Here is an 18,222-nt window from a genome sequence, read left to right on the forward strand (position 1 = left end):
TCAGGTTTCTCCCGCGGAATTGGAAGGCACGCCGCGCCGGCGCAAGAGCTCGGCCAGGATGACGAGAAGCGCCGAGGCAAAGAGGATGGAGGAGCCGAGCGCCAGCATGCCCGGCAGCTTGTTGGGGAAACGAAGCTGCCCGAACAGATAGACCGGCAAGGTCGGCTGGGTGCCGGACAAAAAGAAGGCGAGCACGAACTCGTCGAAGGAGGTGATGAAGCAGAGGAGCAGGCTCGAGATGATGCCGGACATCGCCAGCGGCAAGGTCACGCGCAGAAAGGTCATCCAGGCGCCTTCGCCAAGGTCGCGGGAGGCTTCCTCGAGGCTTTTGTCGAAGCCTTCAAGGCGCGACATCAGCACCGTCATGGCGAAGGGGATGCAGATGAAGACATGACTTGCGCCAATGGTCCACAGACTGAGCTCGACGCCGAGGAAGCGCAACAGGATGATGAGCAGCGCCACGCCGAAGATGATCGAGGGGATGACGAGCGGCGCCGACATGCCGGCAATGATGGCCGCACTGCCGGGCAGCTTGTGGCGCGTCAAAGCGATGGCGGCGGGCACGCTGATCGCGGTCGCGATGATGGAAGATGCGGTGGCGACGATCAGGCTCGCTTCCAGCGCCTGGAGCAGGCCGGTATTCGTCGCGAGCCCGGCATAGTGGCGGAATGTGAAGCCCTTGAGGGGAAAGGTGGCGAAGATGCTGTCATTGAAGGAGAACAAGGGCGCCAGGAGGATCGGGCCATAGAGGAACACCATGAAGAGGATGGCATAGAAGAGCAGGGGGCGCTTCATAACGTCAACCGACCCGCGATCTGAGTTTGTGGAAGCCGATAAGCCAGAGGAAGATCAATACCAGGAGGCCGATGACCAGCATCATGACGATGGCGACCGCAGCGCCGAGCGGCGCGTTGTTCTGGCGCAGGAACAGCTCCTGGATGAGATTGCCGATCATGGTACCGCCGGGGCCGCCGACCAGAGTGGGAGTCACATAGTCGCCAACCGTCGGGATGAAGACGAGGAGGGCGGCGCCGATGGTGCCTGGCGCCGACAGCGGCAGCGTGACCCGGAGGAAACGCCGCCATTTGCTGTCGCCGAGATCGGTCGCAGCCTCGAGCAGCGACCGGTCGATCTTTTCGAGCGAGACATAGATGGGAAGGACGGTGAAGGCGATCCAGGCATGGACCAGGGTGATGATCACCGCGAGCGGGTTGTAGAGCAGGAATGACAAAGGCTCCGCGATGACGCCAATCGATTTGAGGCCGGAATTGATCGCGCCGTTGAAGCCAAGCACGATCTTCCAGGCGAAGACGCGCAACAGATAGCTGGTCCAGAAAGGGATGGTGAGGAGCACCAGCCACAAAGCCTTGTTGCGCTGGACCCTGAAGGCGAGAAAATAGGCCATGGGATAGGCCATGGCGATGACGGCGATGGTGACCGCCAGCGACATGAGGATGGACTTGCCGAGCAGGATCGCCGGAACCGGATATTTCAAGGGGATGGGGATGCCCATCCAGACGATGGGCTCCGAGGAGGGCTCGACCAGCGCAAAATAGTTGGCCAGCGTGAAGCTGCGATCGATCTCGAAACCCTGCTGGGTCCAGAAGCTCAACACCACCATGGCCAGAAGCGGCGCCACCAGCATGACCGCCATGAGGGCCAGCGCGGGAGACAGAAGGCCATAGCCGACGAGCCAGGCCGACCGCTGAGGAGTGGGACGCAAGGCGTGCCCTATTGCTTGAGCGCCTTGAGATCTCCCCAGGTCTTGTTCCACTCGGTCTGCACGGCATCGCTCACCTGGATGAAGAGCGTACCGTTCTTCATATGCTCGGCCGGATCGGTGATGCCCATGTCGGCGACGGCCTGCTTGTCGGCAATCTCGAAGGCCTTGATATTCGCATGGCCGTAGCCCGAGCCCTCGATGAGGGTCTTGCCGGTCTCAGGCGACAGCCAGGCATCGATGAAGTCATAGGCAAGGGCCGGATCGGCCTTGCCGGTGTTGAGCAGCGTCAGGCCGCAGAACCAGGTGAAATAGCCTTCCTTGGGCCTGGCATAGGAGATCGGCACACCTTCGCGCTTGAGATTCTTGTAGACGTCATTCCAGGCATAGGCGGCGACGACCTCGCCGGAGGCCAGCGCCTGCTGCAGCTCGGAAGGATCGTTCCACAGGAAGCGCGAGTTCTTCACGGTCTTGGCGCCCCATTCCTTGGCCGCGGTGGCGAGCTTGTCGCCGGTTTCCCAGACCGCCTTCTCGTAACTCTCGCCGCCGACCATCATGCCGATGGCGATGGCGACCTCGTTGTCGAGCATGGAGACCTTGCCGGCATATTTGTCGTCGAAGAAAATGCCCCAGCTCTCATTCTTGGCGAAATCCGCATCGACGAGGTCGGGGCGATAGGCGATGCTGGAATTGCCCCAATCGGCGGGCGCCATGACGACCTTGCCGTCCATCACGACACCGTTCGCCGTCTGCAAGGCGGGGAAGACGTCCTTCCAGTTCGAGAGCTTCGACGTGTCGATCTCGGCCGCGACCTTGGCATTGACGAAGCGGCCCACCGAATAATTGCAGGGATGCATCACATCGGCCTTGAAGCCGGCGAGCACCTTGGCGAGGGCATCCTCCTCGCCCGAGAAGATCGAGAAATTGGGCGCGCCGCCATGCTTGCCGACATAGCTCTTGAAATAGTCGGGGGCATCATAGCCGGCCCATTCAAGACAGGTGAGCACTTCGGCCGCCTGCGGCAGACGGGGCAGCGCCATGAGCCCGACGCCAAAGGCGCCCGCCTGGCGCAGCATGGTGCGCCGGCTGATCTTGCCCGAAGCCATTCTGTCGATGAACCGGATGCGCTGCATGACGTCTGTCTCCCTGATGTTGTGTTATTGAATGAATGTTCAGTATATGGGACATCCCCGCAAGGCGCAAATTCCAGCGAAGTTGACTCGTCATTGACGCTCGCCAATAATCTTTGCCCGGCCGAGCGGGCGACCGGCGACGCGGCCCGCTCCGCCAACGGGGCTGTTGACGGAGGGCTTGCTAGCTTTCGGAAGGCTCCTTGCGCGCCAGCAGTTCCTCAACGCGCCTGGCGCTGATGCAGGACGATGACTGGAAATGGCCGAGCTGCGGCAGGGCCAGCGGCGTGTAATACCAGCCATTGAGGATAGGGGGCTTGGTCCTTGCAACCTCCGGCATGTCCCCTCACACGGTCAGATGGCGCTTGATCATGTCCGCCTCGAGCTCGCCGGCAACACCCGAGACGACGATCTCGCCCCGGTTCATCACCTGGATCGTGTCGGCGAGCTCATGGGCGAAATCGAAATACTGCTCGACCAGCAGGATGCCCATCTGGCCACGCTCGCGCAGATAGCGGATGGTGCGGCCGATATCCTTGATGATGGAAGGCTGGATGCCTTCCGTCGGCTCGTCCAATACGATGACCTTGGGCCGCGTCACCAGCGCGCGGGCGATCGCCAGCTGCTGCTGCTGGCCGCCGGAAAGATCGCCCCCGCGCCGGCCCAGCATGGTGCTGAGCACGGGGAAAAGCTCAAAAATCTCGGCCGGAAGCTTGCGCTCGCCGCGCGGCAGGTGGGCAAAGCCGGTTTCCAGGTTCTCCTTCACGGTGAGCAAAGGGAATATCTCGCGTCCCTGTGGCACATAGGCAATGCCGCGCTTGGCGCGCTCGAAGGATTTGAGCTCGGTGATGTCGGCGCCTTCGAGTCTGACCTCGCCGCGCCTGGGGGTGAGCTGGCCGATGATGGTGCGCAGCAGCGTTGTCTTGCCGACGCCGTTGCGGCCGAGAAGACAGCAGACCTTGCCCGTCTCGACGGTGAGCGACACGCCGCGCAGGGCCTGGGCCGCGCCATAGAACACATCGACATTGCTGACGGCGAGGGCGCTCATCTTCCCAGATACACCTCGATGACGCGGTTGTCGGCGCTCACATGATCGAGCGATCCTTCGGCGAGCACCGTTCCCTCATGCAGGACGGTCACCTTGACGTCGAGCTCGCGCACGAAATTCATGTCATGCTCGACGACGACGATCGAGCGCTCCCCGGCGATGGATTTGAGGAGGGACGCGGTGGTCTCTGTCTCGGCATCGGTCATGCCGGCGACCGGCTCATCGACAAGCAGGAGCTTCGGCTCCTGCGCCAGCAGCATGCCGATCTCGAGCCATTGCTTCTGGCCGTGCGAGAGGCGGGCGGCCAGCATATCCTTTTGCGCGCCGAGCCTGACGATCTCGAGGAGCTCGTCGAGGCGGGCCTTTTCCCGTGTCGACATGCGCCAGAACAAGGCATCGCGCACACCGCGGTTGCCGGCCAGCGCCAAAGCCAGGTTTTCCCCCACGGTGAGCTTCTCGAAAACGCTCGGCTTCTGGAATTTGCGGCCGATGCCGAGCTCGGCGATGGTGGCCTCATCGAGGCGGGTCAGGTCACGCGTCTCGGCGAAGAGCACATCGCCCGTATCGGGCCGGGTCTTGCCGGTGATGACATCCATCATCGTCGTCTTGCCGGCGCCGTTCGGGCCGATGACGGCGCGCATCTCGCCGGGCTCGATGATGAGCGACAGGGCCTTCAATGCCTTGAAGCCGTCGAAGCTGACATTGACATCGTCGAGATAGAGAATGGAGTTGGCGGCCTTGTCCATGTCTCACTCCGCGGCTTCGGGCTGGGCGGCGGGGACTGCCCGCCTGCCGCCGGCCGCCTTGCGGTCGAACAGGCCGGCAAGGCCCTTCGGCAGGAAAAGCGTCACGGCGAGGAAGAGGCCGCCCAAAGCGAAGAGCCAGAGCTCGGGCAGAGCGCTGGTGAACCAGCTCTTGGCGAAGTTGACGAGCACGGCGCCGAGGATCGGGCCGAACAGTGTGCCGCGTCCGCCAATGGCCGTCCAGACGACCGCCTCGATCGAATTGGCGGGAGCGAACTCACCCGGATTGATGATGCCGACCTGCGGCACATAGAGCGCGCCCGCGACCCCCGCGATGCAGGCAGAAACCGTGAAAGCGAAGAGCTTGAAGGCCTCGACCCGGTAGCCGAGGAATCGGGTGCGGCTCTCGGCATCGCGGATCGCCGTCAGCACGACGCCGAGGCGCGAGCGGGTGATGGCAAGGCACAGCAGCAGGCTGGCGCCGAGCGCCAGGCACGTGGCGATGAAGAGGGCGGTGCGCGTGCCGCTGGCCTGCAGATTGAACCCCAATATGTCCTTGAAGTCGGTGAGGCCGTTATTGCCGCCAAAGCCCATGTCATTGCGGAAGAAGGCGAGCATCAGCGCGAAGGTGAGGGCCTGGGTGATGATCGAGAGATGGACACCCGAGACGCGCGAGCGGAAAGCGAAGAAGCCGAAGAGGAAGGCAAGGACGCCCGGCACGAACAGCACCATGAACATGGCGAAAGCGAAGCTGTCGAAGCCGTGCCAGTACCAGGGCAGCTCGGTCCAGTTGAGGAATACCATGAAATCGGGGAGCTCAGCATTGCCATAGACGCCACGGCTGCCGATCTGGCGCATGAGATACATGCCCATGGCATAGCCGCCGAGCGCGAAGAAGGCGCCGTGGCCCAGGCTCAATATGCCGCAATAGCCCCAGATGAGATCGAGCGACAGAGCGAGCATGGCATAGCAAAGATATTTGCCGATCAGCGCCATGGCATAGGCCGGGATATGGAAGGCGCTTTCGGGCGGGACCAGCAGATGGAGCACCGGCACCAGGATGGCGATGATGAGGATCACCGCCAGCGTGACCAGCACGCCGCGATCGGAGATCTTGAGAAGACGCCCGGCGATCATGCCTCGACCGCCCGGCCCTTGAGGGCGAAGAGGCCGCGCGGCCGTTTCTGGATGAAGAGGATGATGAAGACGAGGACGAGGATCTTGCCGAGAACGGCGCCGGCAAAAGGCTCGAGGAACTTGTTGGCGATGCCGAGGGTAAGGGCGGCGACCAGCGTTCCCCACAGATTGCCGACGCCACCGAAGACGACGACCATGAAGCTGTCGATGATATAGGATTGGCCGAGATTAGGGCTCACATTGTCGATCTGGCTCAAGGCCACGCCGGCAATGCCGGCAATGCCGGAGCCCAGACCGAAAGTGAGCGCATCGACGCGGGCGGTGTGGATGCCCATGGCGCTCGCCATCTGGCGGTTCTGGGTCACGGCACGCATTTCAAGGCCGAAACGGCTATGGCGCAGCAGGAGCAGGAGGCCGACAAAGACCAGGAGCGCGAAGACGATGATGGCGAGACGGTTGGCGGTCAGTGTGAGCGCGCCAAGCTCGAGCGAGCCCGACATCCAGGAGGGCGTCGAGACCTCGCGATTGGTCGGGCCGAAGAGGCTGCGGATGGCCTGCTGCAGGATGAGGGACAGGCCCCAGGTCGCCAGCAGCGTTTCGAGCGGGCGGCCATAGAGAAAGCGGATGATGCTGCGCTCGATGGCGATGCCGATGAGGGCGGTGACCAGGAAAGCGAGCGGTACCGCGATGAAGAGCGACTGATCGAGCAGATCGGGTGCGGCGCCGCGGATGACTTCCTGCACCAGGAAGGTGACATAGGCGCCGATCATCACCATCTCGCCATGCGCCATGTTGATGACGCCCATCACGCCGAAAGTGATGGCAAGGCCGATGGCGGCGAGCAGCAGGACGGAGCCGAGGCTCAGGCCATAGACGGCATTCTGGAGCGAATCCCAGAAGGATCGGGCCCATTCGAGGGACGTCAGAGCCTCGGTTGCCGCGCGGGCGACGGCGTCGGACCCTTGCGCGACCGAGGAGAGCAGCGCAATCGCATCCTGGTCGCCGCGCGCCTTGACGGTGAGCACGGCGGCGAGCTTCTCCGCTTCAGGGGCATCAGACACCAAAGTGAGAGCGGCCAGCGCTTCCATCATGGCCTGCCTCACCTGCGGGTCCTGCTCCTTGGCGAGAGCGTCCTTCAGAGGCTGCAGCGACGAGAGGTCGCGCGAGCGGAAAAGATCGTCGGCCGCTTTGAGGCGGACGGCCGGGTCGTCCGAGAAGAGCGTCAGGCCGCCGAGGATCACCTTGATCTGACGCCTGATCTTGTTGTTGATGGCGATCCTGTCGAGATCGGCTTCGGCCGCTTCGCCCAGCGCTTCGCCGGTGGCGGCATTCTCGATCTTTACGTTCCCTTTGCCCTCGGCAATGACGACAAGGCGGTCGGCCTTGCGAATGAGAAGCTTGTTGTCGTTGAGGGCCGTGAGAACGGCTGCGACACGCGCATCGCCCGTTGCGGCAATGGCGGCGATGGCCTTTTCCTTCTGAGCGAAGTTCGACGTGTCGAGCGACTTGATCTCGGTGGCGAGGTCGGCGGCCATGGCGTGCGTGACCATGAGCGCGATGGTCAGCATGGTCGCCAGGGCGACAGCGAGCAGCATTCGCGCAATTTTACCCTCCCCCTCGCGGGAAGGGGTATCGCATATGAGAATTTCTCTGCTTGCCGTTAGTCGTTCCCCTTCTCCCGCTTGCGGGAGAAGGTGGCGCGAAGCGCCGGATGAGGGTGTCCTTCGTGCCGACACTCCGAAGCATCCTGCGAGCTCAAGCCAGCTGTTTTCCCAATATCGAAGGCCACTGCATACTGAACCAACACCCTCATCCGCCCTATCGGGCACCTTCTCCCGCAAGCGGGAGAAGGGGAAATAATAGAGAGCACGGAGGCGCGTCAGGCACCCTGCCTCTCCATATGCGATAGCCCTGCCCTCGCGGGGAGGGTCGACCCGAAGGGTCGGGGTGGGGGGCTGGGTGGTTTGAATTACCTGGCGCATCTTCGTATGAAGAGAGACAAACGTAAGCAGCATCGCGTGACCCCCACCCCTAACCCCTCCCCGCAAGGGGGAGGGGAATGATGGTGCATGGCCCGGCAGCCTCAGCTGCCCTGGCCGCCGCATTTGCCGGTGGCCACGTTGAAGTTGCCGCAGGAGAGCGGCTTGCGCCAATCGGAGATCAGGTCCTTCGAGCCTTCCAGATAGTCCGACCATTCATCGCCGACGACGGTGCCCGAGGTTTGCCAGACGGTCTGGAACTGGCCATCCGCCTGGATCTCGCCGATCAGCACCGGCTTGGTGATGTGGTGGTTGGGCATCATGGTGGAGGTGCCGCCGGAAAGATTGGGCACGCTGACGCCGATGATCGCATCGCCGACCGCGTCGGGATCGGTGGTGCCCGCCTTCTTCACCGCCTCGACCCACATGTTGAAGCCGATGAAATGCGCTTCCATCGGGTCGTTGGTGACGCGCTTGTCGTTCTTGATGAAGGTCTTCCAGGCCTTGATGAATTCGGCATTGATCGGCGCATCGACGCTCTGGAAATAGTTCCAGGCGGCGAGATGTCCGACGAGCGGCGCCGTGTCGAGGCCGGCCAGCTCTTCCTCGCCGACCGAGAAGGCGACGACCGGTATGTCCTCGGCCTTGACGCCCTGGTTGCCGAGCTCCTTGTAGAAGGGGACATTGGCATCGCCATTGATGGTCGAGACGACCGCCGTCTTCTTGCCGGCGGAGCCGAATTTCTTGATGTCGGAGACGATGGTCTGCCAGTCGGAATGGCCGAAGGGCGTGTAGTTGATCATGATGTCGTCGGCAGCGACGCCCTTGGCCTTGAGATAGGCTTCGAGGATCTTGTTGGTGGTGCGCGGATAGACATAGTCGGTGCCGGCCAGCACCCAGCGCTTCACCGCGCCGCCGTCCTCGCTCATCAGATAGTCGACCGCCGGGATCGCCTGCTGATTGGGCGCCGCACCCGTATAGAAGACGTTCTTCGAGCTTTCCTCACCCTCATATTGGACCGGATAGAATAGCAGGCCGTTCAATTCCTCGAAGACCGGCAGGACCGATTTGCGCGACACCGAGGTCCAGCAGCCGAAGACTGCGGCGACCTTGTCCTTGGCGAGGAGGTCGCGCGCTTTCTCGGCGAAGAGTGGCCAGTTGGAGGCGGGATCGACGACCACCGCCTCGAGCTTCTTGCCGAGGAGGCCGCCCTTCTTGTTCTGCTCCTCGATGAGCATCAGCATCACGTCCTTGAGGGTCGTCTCCGAGATCGCCATCGTTCCCGACAGCGAGTGGAGGATGCCGACCTTGATCGTCTCTTCGGCGAAGGCCGGGCTTGCCGAAAGCGCCACCGGACTGAGCGCCGAGGCAATCAAGAAGGCTCTGCCGAGCTTCGTAAATTCACGTCTGTTCATGCGCGTCTCCCCTTATGATTGTCGCCCCAGTGCGATGACGCAGCGCAAAGCGCGTGCCAGTTGCGCGAGAGGCGCTCCATGATCTTTCAAGCCATTGTCACGCTTGAGCGATTCATGTTTTCTGGTGGAGAAGGTCGCTGCCCAATAATATTGCAGCGCAACAAAGTTAAGCAGTGTGGCGAGAAAACTGCCTAGGCTTTGGGCGGAATGAGGAGGACGAGATGGCGGAAGGCGGAAGGCTCCAAGGCCGGGTGGCGGTGGTCACCGGGGCAGCGCAAGGGATCGGGCTCGGCATTGCGACGCGCCTGGCCGAAGAAGGGGCTATCGTCGTTCTGGCCGATATCGCCGACAGCAAGGCTCAAGCCGCGGCAGCCGATCTCGCCAGGCGGGGCTTGAGCGCCACGGCAGCGCGCGTCGATATCGCCAATGATGCCTCGGTCCAGATGCTGGCTCGGAAGGTCGAGGCCGACCATGGCAAATGCGAGATCCTGGTCAACAATGCCGCGGTGGGCGCCGACACCCATATAGAGACAATGAGCATGGAGGCTTATCAGCGCGTCATCGGCATCAATCAGGATGGCGCCATCCGCATGAGCGTTGCCTTCGTGCCGCTGATCAAGAAAGCGGGGCCGGGGCGCCGCATCCTCAATGTCGTCTCGATCCTGGGCTTGCGCGGCTGGCCCAACCAGATCGCCTATGCGACGGCCAAGGGCGCTATCGTGAATTTCACACGGGCGCTCGCCTGCGATCTCGCCCCGCATGACATCATGGTCAATGCCATAGCGCCGGGCTTCGTCGACACGCCGATGTCGTTGCGCCGCGACGGCAAGCACGAATATGATGCCGACTGGTTCCGCGACATCTATGTGAAATATGGCCGTATCCCGATGCGCCGCTATGGCAAGCCGATCGACATGGCGGGACCGGCCTATTTCCTTTGCTCGGATGATGCGCAATATGTGACCGGCCAGATCCTCAGCGTCGATGGCGGCGCGTCGGCGACTTTCTGAGGAAGATCAGGAGACAGCAGTGGATTTGGGAATCGAAGGACGAAACGCGATTGTCTGCGCGTCAAGCCGGGGGCTCGGCCGCGGTTGCGCCACCGAGCTCGCCCGAGCCGGCTGCACGGTGGTCATCAACGGCCGCGACCAGACCACGCTCGAAGAGACGGCGCATCAGATCGCCACCGAGACCGGAGCGAAGATCATTCCCATCGTCGCCGATGTGGCGGCAGCCGAGGGCCAGCGGAAATTGCTCGGCGCCGTGAGCCAGGTCGATATCCTGGTCAACAACAATGGTGGGCCGCCTTATCGCGATTTCCGGGAGATCGACCGGGAGGCGCAGCTCAAGGGCCTCGTCAACAACATGGTGAGCCCGATCGAGCTCATCCAGGCCGTCGTCGACGGCATGGTGGCGCGCCGCTTCGGGCGGATCGTCAACATCACATCGGGCTCGGTCAAGGCGCCGATCGCCGGCCTCGATCTGTCGAGCGGGGCCAGGCTCGGCCTCACCGGATTCCTTGCCGGCGTGGCGCGCTCGGTTGCCCATGCCAATGTGACGATCAACTTCCTGCTGCCCGGCTCATTCGACACGCGCCGCCTCAATGATGGGCTTGCATCCGCGGCGAAGAGCCGGGGTGTGGGCATCGACGTCATCCGGGCCGAGGAAGAAGCCGCGATACCGGCGAAACGTATCGGCCGGCCGGAGGAATTCGGCAAGGCCTGCGCCTTCCTGTGCTCGGCCCATGCCGGCTATATAACGGGTCAGAATCTCCTGATGGATGGCGGCGCCTATCCGGGCGTTCTGTGACGAAAGGACTGGCGATGAGTATCGAAGCGGTGAAAGAAGGCAATGTCGCCATCATCACCGGCGGCGCCTCCGGCATCGGCCTCGCGGCGGCGCGGCGGTTCCTCGAACGGGGCCTCAAGGTCTGCATCGCCGACCGCGATGCGGGTCGGCTGATGCAGGCTGCCGGCGACCTCGCCCATGATGATTGCCTGATCGCGCCTTGCGATGTCGGCAGCGAAGACGAATTGCGCCAGGTGGAGCAGACGGTCAGGGAGCATTTCGGCCATATCGACGTGCTCATGAACAATGCCGGCATCCAGCCGGGCAGCCAGATCTTCGGCGACCAGAAGAACTGGGAGGGTGTCATCCGGGTCAATCTGTGGGGCGTCGTCAATGGCACGCGCGTCATCGGCCCCAATATGATGGCGCAAGGGACCGCTGGCCTCATCATCAATACCGGCTCCAAGCAGGGCATCACCACGCCGCCCGGCGATCCGGCCTATAATGTGGCCAAAGCCGGGGTGAAGGTGTTCACCGAGGCGCTGCAGCATGAGCTGCGCTCGCGCGCAGGCTGCAAGGTGAGTGCCCATCTCCTGATTCCGGGCTTCGTCTTCACCGGCCTCACCGCCAGGGGGCGAACCGAAAGGCCCGCCGGCGCCTGGACGCCCGAACAGACGGTCGATTTCATGCTCGAGCGCCTTGCCGAGGGTGACTTCTATATATTGTGCCCGGACAACGAGGTGCAGCGCGCCACCGATGAGAAGCGGATCGCCTGGGCGGCGGGCGACATCATCGAGAACCGGCCGCCTCTGTCGCGCTGGCATCCCGATTACGGCGAGCGCTTTGCTGCGTTCCTGAAAGACGGAGAAGGGCGCCATGACTGAGCGATCCAAGGTCCTGCAGGATTTTCTCGACAGCGTTCATGATGTGCTGAAGAGCGCCAAAGCCGGGCCCGAGGCGGGAAAATGCATCGCGCGGGTGTTCGACGCGCTGGAACGCCCATCATCGCCGGGCCGAAACCAGCCGACGCGCCTGCCCGCCTGCACGCATTTGCCGGTGGCGCTCGAGACGGCCCGTTCCGGTGGTCCATCGCTCGCACGGATCGCCACGAGCTTTGCCGCGCTCGAGCCGCAGCTCACCTGGACGCGCCGGCCGAAGGTCGATGGCAGCCAGAGCGACAACTTCGCCGACGGCCACGCCAATGCGATGATCATCGGCCCCAATGGTCTTGAACCGCGCGAGGATGTCTGGGTGGGGGTGAGCCTGCTTGCGCCCCATGTCCGTTATCCCGACCACGATCATTCGCCGGAGGAAGTCTATCTGGTGCTGTCCAAGGGCAGGTTCCAGCATGGCGACAGCGAATGGTTCGAGCCCGGCATCGGCGGCAGCTTCTACAACACGCCCAATATCAAGCATGCCATGGCGTCGGGCGACGAACCGCTTTTCGCGATCTGGTGCCTGGCATCTTAACAACATACAGGGAGATGATCATGGATCTCGGATTGAAGGGCCTGAATGCGCTGGTGACCGGCGGCTCGAAAGGCATTGGACGGCGTGCCGCCGACATCTTCGCCGATGAAGGCGCCAATGTCGCGATCTGCGCGCGCAACAAAGCCGAGGTGGATGAGGCTGTCGCCGCCTTCGGCAAGAAAGGCGTCAAGAGCTTCGGCCAGGCGGTCGATGTCGGCGACAAGGCCGCCCTCGAAGGCTGGATCGCGGCCGGCGCCAAGGCGCTGGGCGGCATCGACATCGTCGTCGCCAATGTCTCGGCCCTTGCTGTCGACAACAGCGAGGAGGCCTGGGAGAAGCAGTTCCAGATCGACATGCTGCATACGGTGCGCGCGGTCAACGCGTCCTTGCCCTATCTCGAAAAGTCGAAGGCGCCGGCGATCGTCATCGTGTCCTCGGTCTCGGGGCGCGAGGTCGATTTCACCGGACCGGCCTATGGCGCCTTCAAGGCGGCGCTCATTCATTATGCGCAGCGCATGGCCTTCGAGCTCGCGCCCAAGATGATCCGCGTCAATTCGGTCTCGCCGGGCAACACCTATTTCGCCGGCGGGGTGTGGGAGCATATCGAGAAGAACATTCCCGACCTGTTCGCCAAGGCGCTGGCGCTCAACCCGACGGGGCGGATGGCAACGCCGGAGGAGATCGGGCGCGGCATCGTATTTCTGGCGAGCCCGGCGTCCAGTTTCACAACTGGCACCAATCTGGTGATCGATGGCGCGCTGACGAAGGGTGTGCAGTTTTAGCCACGCCGTCGCCCCGGCGGAAGCCGGGGCCCATTAAATTCGTTGAATACGAGCACCGCCGCCCAGATTGCACTTATTCAAGGGGTCCCGGCTTTCGCCGGGATCATATGCACACAATTCGCGGGCGAGCCTTTCACCCTCGCCCCGCTTCAGCGGGGAGAGGGTAGGGGCCCGCCGCGCTGCGGCGGGAAGGGTGAGGGGCCTGCGCGCAACTTTCATACAGGCCCCTCACCCTCCCATTGCTTCCGCAATGGGCCCCTCCCTCTCCCCGCTGAAGCGGGGCGAGGGCAAGGCCGCAATCCCCTCTACGATATGTGAATCCGATAGCGGCTTTCGCCGGGATGACGATGTGATTGAAGCGGTGTCTTTATGCGAAACTTATGCGGCTCTGCCCAATCCCGCATTGAATCTTGATGTCCAAAGCGCGACTTGAGCCCCGTAACGGAGGGCACATCATGCTGGATATCGTTTATTTGGGCCTGGGCGCGCTGATCTTCGCCCTTCTGGCGGTCTATGTCCGCCTGTGCGACCGGATCTAGGTGCCGCCATGACATCGGAAGCCTTTATCGGCCTGATCGTGGCGGCGGGCCTCGCGGCCTATCTCGTCTACGCCCTCGTCCATCCCGAAAAATTCTAGTCAACACATCAGGTGATGCCATGACCTTCGCCGGCTGGCTGCAGATCATTCTCGTTTTCGCCATCGTCATTGCCGCGGCCTGGCCGCTCGGCATCGCCATGGCCAAGCTGTTCACAAGAGCCGAGCCCACAGGCCTCGAACGCGGCCTCTATCGCCTCGCCGGCGTCGATGCCGGCAAGGAGCAGAGCTGGGCTACCTATACCTTCGCCATGCTGGCGATCAACTTTGCCGGCTTTGTCGTGCTCTATCTCCTGCAGCGCCTGCAATTCCACCTGCCGCTCGATCCGCAGGGCTTTTCCGGCGTCAGCGAGCCTCTCGCCTTCAACACCGCCATGAGCTTCGTCACCAACACCAACTGGCAGTCCTATGGCGGCGAGACGACGATGAGCCATTTCGTCCAGATGGCTGGGCTCACGGTGCAGAATTTCCTCTCCGCCGCCACCGGCATCGCGCTCGCGGTAGCGGTCACCCGCGCCTTTGCGCGCTCCGAAGCCAAAACGCTCGGCAATTTCTGGGTCGATCTCACCCGCGCCACCGTCTATGTGCTGCTGCCCCTGGCGATCGTGGTGGGACTGGCCTTCATGGCCCTCGGCATGCCGCAGACGCTGCAGGGCTCGGTCGAGGCGACGACCCTCGAAGGCGCCAGGCAGGTCATCGCGCTGGGGCCGGTCGCCAGCCAGGAGGCCATCAAGCAGCTCGGCACCAATGGCGGCGGCTTCTTCAACGCCAATTCGTCCCATCCCTTCGAAGGTCCGAGCGCCTGGTCCGACTATCTCTCGATCATCGCCATGCTGGTGGTCTCGTCGGCCTTGCCGGTCATGTTCGGCCGCATGGTGGGCGATATCCGCCAGGGCAGGGCGCTGCTCATCGCCATGCTGGTCATGCTGATCGCGGCGGTCGGCGCCATCTATTGGGCGGAAGCCAATGGCAATCCGCTGCTCAGCCAATATGGCTTCGCATCCGCGGCCAATTTCGAAGGCAAGGAAGTGCGCTTCGGGCTCGCCATGTCGGCGCTCTTCGCGGCGGTCACGACCGGGCTGTCCTGCGGCGCCGTCAATACGATGCATGCCTCGCTCACCCCGCTGGGCGGCCTCGTGCCGATGTTCCTGATCCAGCTCGGCGAGATCCTGCCGGGCGGCGTCGGATCCGGCCTCTATGGCATCATCGTCATGGCGCTGATCAGCGTGTTCGTCGCCGGCCTCATGGTCGGCCGCACCCCCGATTATCTCGGCAAGAAGATCGAATCGAAGGAAATGAAGCTCGCCATCCTGGCGATACTGATCCTGCCGCTCGTCATCCTGGGCTTCACCGCGATCTCGGCGATGCTGCCCCTGGCGCTGTCGAGCCTCGCCAATGCCGGCCCGCATGGCCTGTCGGAGATCCTCTATGCCTTCTCGTCGGCCGCCGGCAATAACGGCTCGGCCTTCGCCGGCCTCAATGCCAATACACCGTGGTTCAACACGACGCTCGGCATCGCTATGGCGCTCGGCCGCTTCGCCTATATCGTGCCGGTCATGGCGATCGCGGGCTCGCTCGCGGCCAAGAAGAAGATTCCGCAGACCCAAGGCAGCTTCCCCACCCATGGGGCGCTGTTCATCGCGCTGCTCATCGGCGTGATCCTGATCCTGGGCGGCCTGCAATATTTCCCCGCTCTCGCCCTCGGGCCCATCGTCGAGCATTTCGCCATGCTCGCGGGCAAGAGCTTCTAACCGGAGTCTCTCCATGTCCACCAAACATGCAAACCCTTCGCTCTTCGATCGCAAGATCGCGCTGGAAGCAGCCAAGCAGGCGTTTGTGAAATTCTCGCCCCGGGTGCTCGCCCGCAATCCGGTGATCTTCGTGACCGCCGTCGTGGCGGCGCTGGTGACCGCGATGTGGCTGCGCGACCTCTTCATTGGCAACGGTGTCGCCCTGTTCTCAGGGCAGATCGCCGCCTGGCTGTGGTTCACCGTGCTGTTCGCGAATTTCGCCGAAGCGGTGGCCGAGGGCAGGGGCAAGGCGCAGGCCGATGCCTTGCGGCGCACCCGCACCGACACGATCGCGCGAAGGCTGCTGCAGCCCGATCAACGCAACGACCTGTTCGAGAAAGTCCCGGCGCCCGACCTGCGCGAAGGCGACATCGTGATGGTGTCGGCAAACGAGGTCATTCCCGCCGATGGCGAGATCATCGAAGGCATCGCCTCGGTGAATGAATCGGCGATCACCGGCGAATCGGCGCCCGTCATCCGTGAATCGGGCGGCGACCGCTCGGCCGTCACCGGCGGCACGACGGTTCTCTCCGACTGGATCAAGGTCAAGATCACGGCGGCACCCGGCCACAGCTTCCTCGACCGCATGATCGCGCTGGTCGAAGGCGCCGAGCGCCAGAAGACGCCGAACGAGCTGGCGCTTTCCATCCTGCTGGCCGGCATGACGCTCATCTTCCTGTTCGTGGTCGTGTCGCTGTGGGGCATCGCCGGCTATTCGGCGACGGTGCTCTCGGTCACCGTGCTGGCGGCCCTTCTCGTCACCCTCATTCCGACGACGATCGGCGGCCTGCTCTCGGCCATCGGCATCGCCGGCATGGACCGTCTCATCCGCTTCAACGTGATCGCGACCTCGGGCCGCGCCGTGGAAGCGGCGGGCGATGTCGACACGCTGCTCCTCGACAAGACCGGCACGATCACCTTCGGCAACCGCCTGGCCACCGACTTTCTGCCCGTGCCGGGGGTGAGCGAGCAAGCACTCGCCGAGACGGCGATGCTTGCTTCGCTTGCCGATGAGACGCCGGAAGGCCGCTCGATCCTGGCCCTTGCCAAGGGGAACTACCGCATCGCCGAGCCTCAGCTCGGGAATACCAAGGCCGTGACGGTTCCGTTCTCGGCGGTGACGCGCATATCGGGCGTCGATCTGGGCGAGCGCATCATCCGCAAGGGCGCCGTCGATGCCGTCCTCAAGCATGTGAAGCTTGGCCCCAATTCAGGCCCCCCCGCCTTCAACGAGGCGGTGGACCGCATCTCGCGCACCGGCGGCACGCCGCTCGCGGTGGCCGAGAACGGCAAGCTCATCGGCGTCATCCATCTCAAGGACGTGGTCAAGTCCGGCATCAAGGAGCGCTTCAACGCGCTGCGCAACATGGGCATCAAGACGGTGATGGTCACCGGCGACAACCCGGTCACCGCGGCGGCGATCGCGTCGGAAGCCGGCGTCGACGACTTCATCGCCGAGGCAACGCCCGAGGACAAGCTGGCCTATATCCGCGCCGAGCAGGCCAAGGGCCGCCTCATCGCCATGTGCGGCGACGGTACCAATGATGCGCCGGCGCTGGCGCAGGCCGATGTCGGCGTGGCCATGCAATCCGGCACCCAGGCGGCGCGCGAGGCCGGCAATATGGTCGATCTCGACTCCAATCCCACCAAGCTCATCGAGATCGTGGAGATCGGCAAGCAGCTGCTGATGACGCGCGGCTCCCTCACCACCTTCTCGATCGCCAATGACGTGGCGAAGTATTTCGCCATCATCCCGGCGCTCTTCCTGGTGACCTATCCCGAGCTCGGCGCCCTCAATGTCATGGGCCTCGCCTCGCCCGAAAGCGCCATCCTGTCGGCGGTGATCTTCAATGCGCTCATCATCGTCGCGCTCATTCCGCTGGCGCTCAAGGGCGTGGCCTATCGCGCGGTCGCGGCCAGCGAATTGCTGCGCCGGAACCTGCTCATCTATGGGCTTGGCGGGATGATCGTGCCGTTCATCGGCATCAAGGTCATCGATATCCTCGTCTCGGCCCTGCATCTCGCCTGAAGGAGGCATTCATGCTTTCGCAACTTCGCCCCAGCCTCATCCTCTTCGCGTTCTTCATGCTCCTGACCGGCATCGCCTATCCGCTGGCGATGACCGGCGTCGCGCAGGCGCTGTTTCCGGGAAAGGCCAATGGCAGCCTGGTGACCGACAACGGCACGGTGCGGGGCTCCGAGCTGATCGGGCAAAGCTTCATGTCCGACAGATATTTCTGGCCGCGGATCTCCGCCGCCGGCAATGGCTATGATGCGGCTGCGTCCTCGGGCGCCAATCTCGGCTCGACGTCGAAGAAGCTGCTCGACCGGATCGCCGCCGATGCGGAAAGGGTGAAGGCGGCCAATGGCGCCAGCACCTTGCCGCCCGACGCGGTGACCGCCTCGGCGAGCGGCCTCGATCCCGATATCTCTCCCGACTATGCGCTGCTGCAGGTCGCGCGCGTGGCCAAGGCGCGCAATCTGGCGGAGGACCAGGTTAGGACATTGGTGGAAAATCAGGTAAGGAATCCGCTGCTTGGCATCTTCGGCGAGCCGCGCGTCAATGTCCTGGCTCTCAACCGGGCGCTTGACGCGATGACGCCGGGATAAGTCATATGACCGAGA

The 18,222-nt window shown here is 63.4% G+C and carries 19 protein-coding genes; 10 read left to right on the forward strand and 9 right to left on the reverse strand.

The genetic code is table 11. The features are described 5' to 3' along the window. From DT068_RS10280 to urtA, 9 genes are all read right to left on the reverse strand, one after another. Entirely contained in the window at positions 1-795 is a 795-nt protein-coding gene (locus DT068_RS10280) for an ABC transporter permease (protein ID WP_119389718.1), read from the reverse strand. 4 nt (positions 796-799) lie between these two features. Beyond that, entirely contained in the window at positions 800-1,723 is a 924-nt protein-coding gene (locus DT068_RS10285; protein WP_368904617.1) for an ABC transporter permease, read from the reverse strand. 8 nt (positions 1,724-1,731) lie between these two features. Then, positions 1,732-2,853, reverse strand: a complete 1,122-nt coding sequence (locus DT068_RS10290) for an ABC transporter substrate-binding protein (protein WP_119389719.1) — start codon at positions 2,851-2,853, stop codon at positions 1,732-1,734. Positions 2,854-3,034: 181 nt separating this feature from the next. Next, positions 3,035-3,190 carry a hypothetical protein gene (locus DT068_RS27970; RefSeq protein ID WP_162914119.1) on the reverse strand — a complete coding sequence of 52 codons (156 nt, stop codon included), beginning with the start codon at positions 3,188-3,190 and terminating at the stop codon, positions 3,035-3,037. Positions 3,191-3,196: 6 nt separating this feature from the next. Next, complete coding sequence (urtE, locus tag DT068_RS10295) at positions 3,197-3,898, reverse strand: urea ABC transporter ATP-binding subunit UrtE (RefSeq protein ID WP_119389720.1); 702 nt, start codon at positions 3,896-3,898, stop codon at positions 3,197-3,199. Next, entirely contained in the window at positions 3,895-4,644 is a 750-nt protein-coding gene (gene urtD / locus DT068_RS28335) for an urea ABC transporter ATP-binding protein UrtD (RefSeq protein ID WP_119389721.1), read from the reverse strand. Before urtD ends, urtE begins: the two co-directional genes overlap by 4 nt. A 3-nt stretch (positions 4,645-4,647) precedes the next feature. Then, positions 4,648-5,778, reverse strand: a complete 1,131-nt coding sequence (gene urtC, locus DT068_RS28340; protein WP_119389722.1) for an urea ABC transporter permease subunit UrtC — start codon at positions 5,776-5,778, stop codon at positions 4,648-4,650. Further along, positions 5,775-7,373 carry an urea ABC transporter permease subunit UrtB gene (gene urtB / locus DT068_RS10310; RefSeq protein WP_119389723.1) on the reverse strand — a complete coding sequence of 533 codons (1,599 nt, stop codon included), beginning with the start codon at positions 7,371-7,373 and terminating at the stop codon, positions 5,775-5,777. The genes urtC and urtB overlap by 4 nt, the downstream gene beginning before the upstream one ends. 488 nt (positions 7,374-7,861) lie before the next feature. Beyond that, positions 7,862-9,172 (reverse strand): urea ABC transporter substrate-binding protein, encoded by a 1,311-nt coding sequence (urtA, locus tag DT068_RS10315; RefSeq protein WP_119389724.1) that lies wholly within the window; start codon positions 9,170-9,172, stop codon positions 7,862-7,864. Between the two features lie 221 nt (positions 9,173-9,393). Here urtA and DT068_RS10320 point away from each other — a divergent pair, with 221 nt between their 5' ends. From DT068_RS10320 to kdpC, 10 genes are all read left to right on the forward strand, one after another. Then, positions 9,394-10,182, forward strand: a complete 789-nt coding sequence (locus DT068_RS10320; RefSeq protein WP_119389725.1) for an SDR family NAD(P)-dependent oxidoreductase — start codon at positions 9,394-9,396, stop codon at positions 10,180-10,182. A gap of 19 nt (positions 10,183-10,201) precedes the next feature. Next, the gene (locus tag DT068_RS10325) at positions 10,202-10,981 is read left to right on the forward strand and encodes an SDR family oxidoreductase (RefSeq protein ID WP_119389726.1); all 780 of its coding nucleotides are present in this window, start codon (positions 10,202-10,204) and stop codon (positions 10,979-10,981) included. 14 nt (positions 10,982-10,995) lie between these two features. Then, a complete protein-coding gene (locus tag DT068_RS10330) occupies positions 10,996-11,844 on the forward strand; it encodes an SDR family NAD(P)-dependent oxidoreductase (protein ID WP_119389727.1) in 849 nt (282 codons plus the stop codon). Beyond that, positions 11,837-12,430: a dimethylsulfonioproprionate lyase family protein gene (locus tag DT068_RS10335; protein ID WP_119389728.1), complete on the forward strand. Its 594-nt coding sequence runs from the start codon at positions 11,837-11,839 to the stop codon at positions 12,428-12,430. The genes DT068_RS10330 and DT068_RS10335 overlap by 8 nt, the downstream gene beginning before the upstream one ends. Positions 12,431-12,450: 20 nt before the next feature. Continuing rightward, the gene (locus DT068_RS10340) at positions 12,451-13,212 is read left to right on the forward strand and encodes an SDR family NAD(P)-dependent oxidoreductase (protein WP_119389729.1); all 762 of its coding nucleotides are present in this window, start codon (positions 12,451-12,453) and stop codon (positions 13,210-13,212) included. A 413-nt stretch (positions 13,213-13,625) separates the two neighbouring features. Further along, entirely contained in the window at positions 13,626-13,751 is a 126-nt protein-coding gene (locus tag DT068_RS28345; RefSeq protein WP_368904618.1) for a hypothetical protein, read from the forward strand. Between the two features lie 8 nt (positions 13,752-13,759). After that, positions 13,760-13,849, forward strand: coding sequence for a K(+)-transporting ATPase subunit F (gene kdpF, locus DT068_RS10345; RefSeq protein WP_119389730.1), 90 nt, complete (start codon positions 13,760-13,762; stop codon positions 13,847-13,849). A 20-nt stretch (positions 13,850-13,869) separates the two neighbouring features. Next, positions 13,870-15,558, forward strand: coding sequence for a potassium-transporting ATPase subunit KdpA (kdpA, locus tag DT068_RS10350; RefSeq protein ID WP_119389731.1), 1,689 nt, complete (start codon positions 13,870-13,872; stop codon positions 15,556-15,558). Positions 15,559-15,571: 13 nt separating this feature from the next. Next, positions 15,572-17,626, forward strand: a complete 2,055-nt coding sequence (gene kdpB / locus DT068_RS10355; RefSeq protein ID WP_119389732.1) for a potassium-transporting ATPase subunit KdpB — start codon at positions 15,572-15,574, stop codon at positions 17,624-17,626. A gap of 11 nt (positions 17,627-17,637) precedes the next feature. Further along, positions 17,638-18,207, forward strand: a complete 570-nt coding sequence (gene kdpC, locus DT068_RS10360) for a potassium-transporting ATPase subunit KdpC (RefSeq protein WP_119389733.1) — start codon at positions 17,638-17,640, stop codon at positions 18,205-18,207. Positions 18,208-18,222 lie beyond the last annotated feature (15 nt).

The sequence above is a fragment of the Taklimakanibacter lacteus genome (genome assembly GCA_003576695.1).
Lineage (GTDB): Bacteria > Pseudomonadota > Alphaproteobacteria > Rhizobiales > Aestuariivirgaceae > Taklimakanibacter > Taklimakanibacter lacteus.

Coding starts and splice junctions, on each gene's coding strand:
- DT068_RS10280 (WP_119389718.1), bottom strand. CDS start 795: ATGAAGCGCCCCCTGCTCTTCTATGCCATCCTCTTCATGGTGTTCCTC.
- DT068_RS10290 (WP_119389719.1), bottom strand. CDS start 2,853: ATGCAGCGCATCCGGTTCATCGACAGAATGGCTTCGGGCAAGATCAGC.
- DT068_RS27970 (WP_162914119.1), bottom strand. CDS start 3,190: ATGCCGGAGGTTGCAAGGACCAAGCCCCCTATCCTCAATGGCTGGTAT.
- urtE (WP_119389720.1), bottom strand. CDS start 3,898: ATGAGCGCCCTCGCCGTCAGCAATGTCGATGTGTTCTATGGCGCGGCC.
- urtD (WP_119389721.1), bottom strand. CDS start 4,644: ATGGACAAGGCCGCCAACTCCATTCTCTATCTCGACGATGTCAATGTC.
- urtC (WP_119389722.1), bottom strand. CDS start 5,778: ATGATCGCCGGGCGTCTTCTCAAGATCTCCGATCGCGGCGTGCTGGTC.
- urtB (WP_119389723.1), bottom strand. CDS start 7,373: ATGCTGCTCGCTGTCGCCCTGGCGACCATGCTGACCATCGCGCTCATG.
- urtA (WP_119389724.1), bottom strand. CDS start 9,172: ATGAACAGACGTGAATTTACGAAGCTCGGCAGAGCCTTCTTGATTGCC.
- DT068_RS10320 (WP_119389725.1), top strand. CDS start 9,394: ATGGCGGAAGGCGGAAGGCTCCAAGGCCGGGTGGCGGTGGTCACCGGG.
- DT068_RS10330 (WP_119389727.1), top strand. CDS start 10,996: ATGAGTATCGAAGCGGTGAAAGAAGGCAATGTCGCCATCATCACCGGC.
- DT068_RS10335 (WP_119389728.1), top strand. CDS start 11,837: ATGACTGAGCGATCCAAGGTCCTGCAGGATTTTCTCGACAGCGTTCAT.
- DT068_RS10340 (WP_119389729.1), top strand. CDS start 12,451: ATGGATCTCGGATTGAAGGGCCTGAATGCGCTGGTGACCGGCGGCTCG.
- DT068_RS28345 (WP_368904618.1), top strand. CDS start 13,626: ATGTCCAAAGCGCGACTTGAGCCCCGTAACGGAGGGCACATCATGCTG.
- kdpF (WP_119389730.1), top strand. CDS start 13,760: ATGACATCGGAAGCCTTTATCGGCCTGATCGTGGCGGCGGGCCTCGCG.
- kdpA (WP_119389731.1), top strand. CDS start 13,870: ATGACCTTCGCCGGCTGGCTGCAGATCATTCTCGTTTTCGCCATCGTC.
- kdpB (WP_119389732.1), top strand. CDS start 15,572: ATGTCCACCAAACATGCAAACCCTTCGCTCTTCGATCGCAAGATCGCG.
- kdpC (WP_119389733.1), top strand. CDS start 17,638: ATGCTTTCGCAACTTCGCCCCAGCCTCATCCTCTTCGCGTTCTTCATG.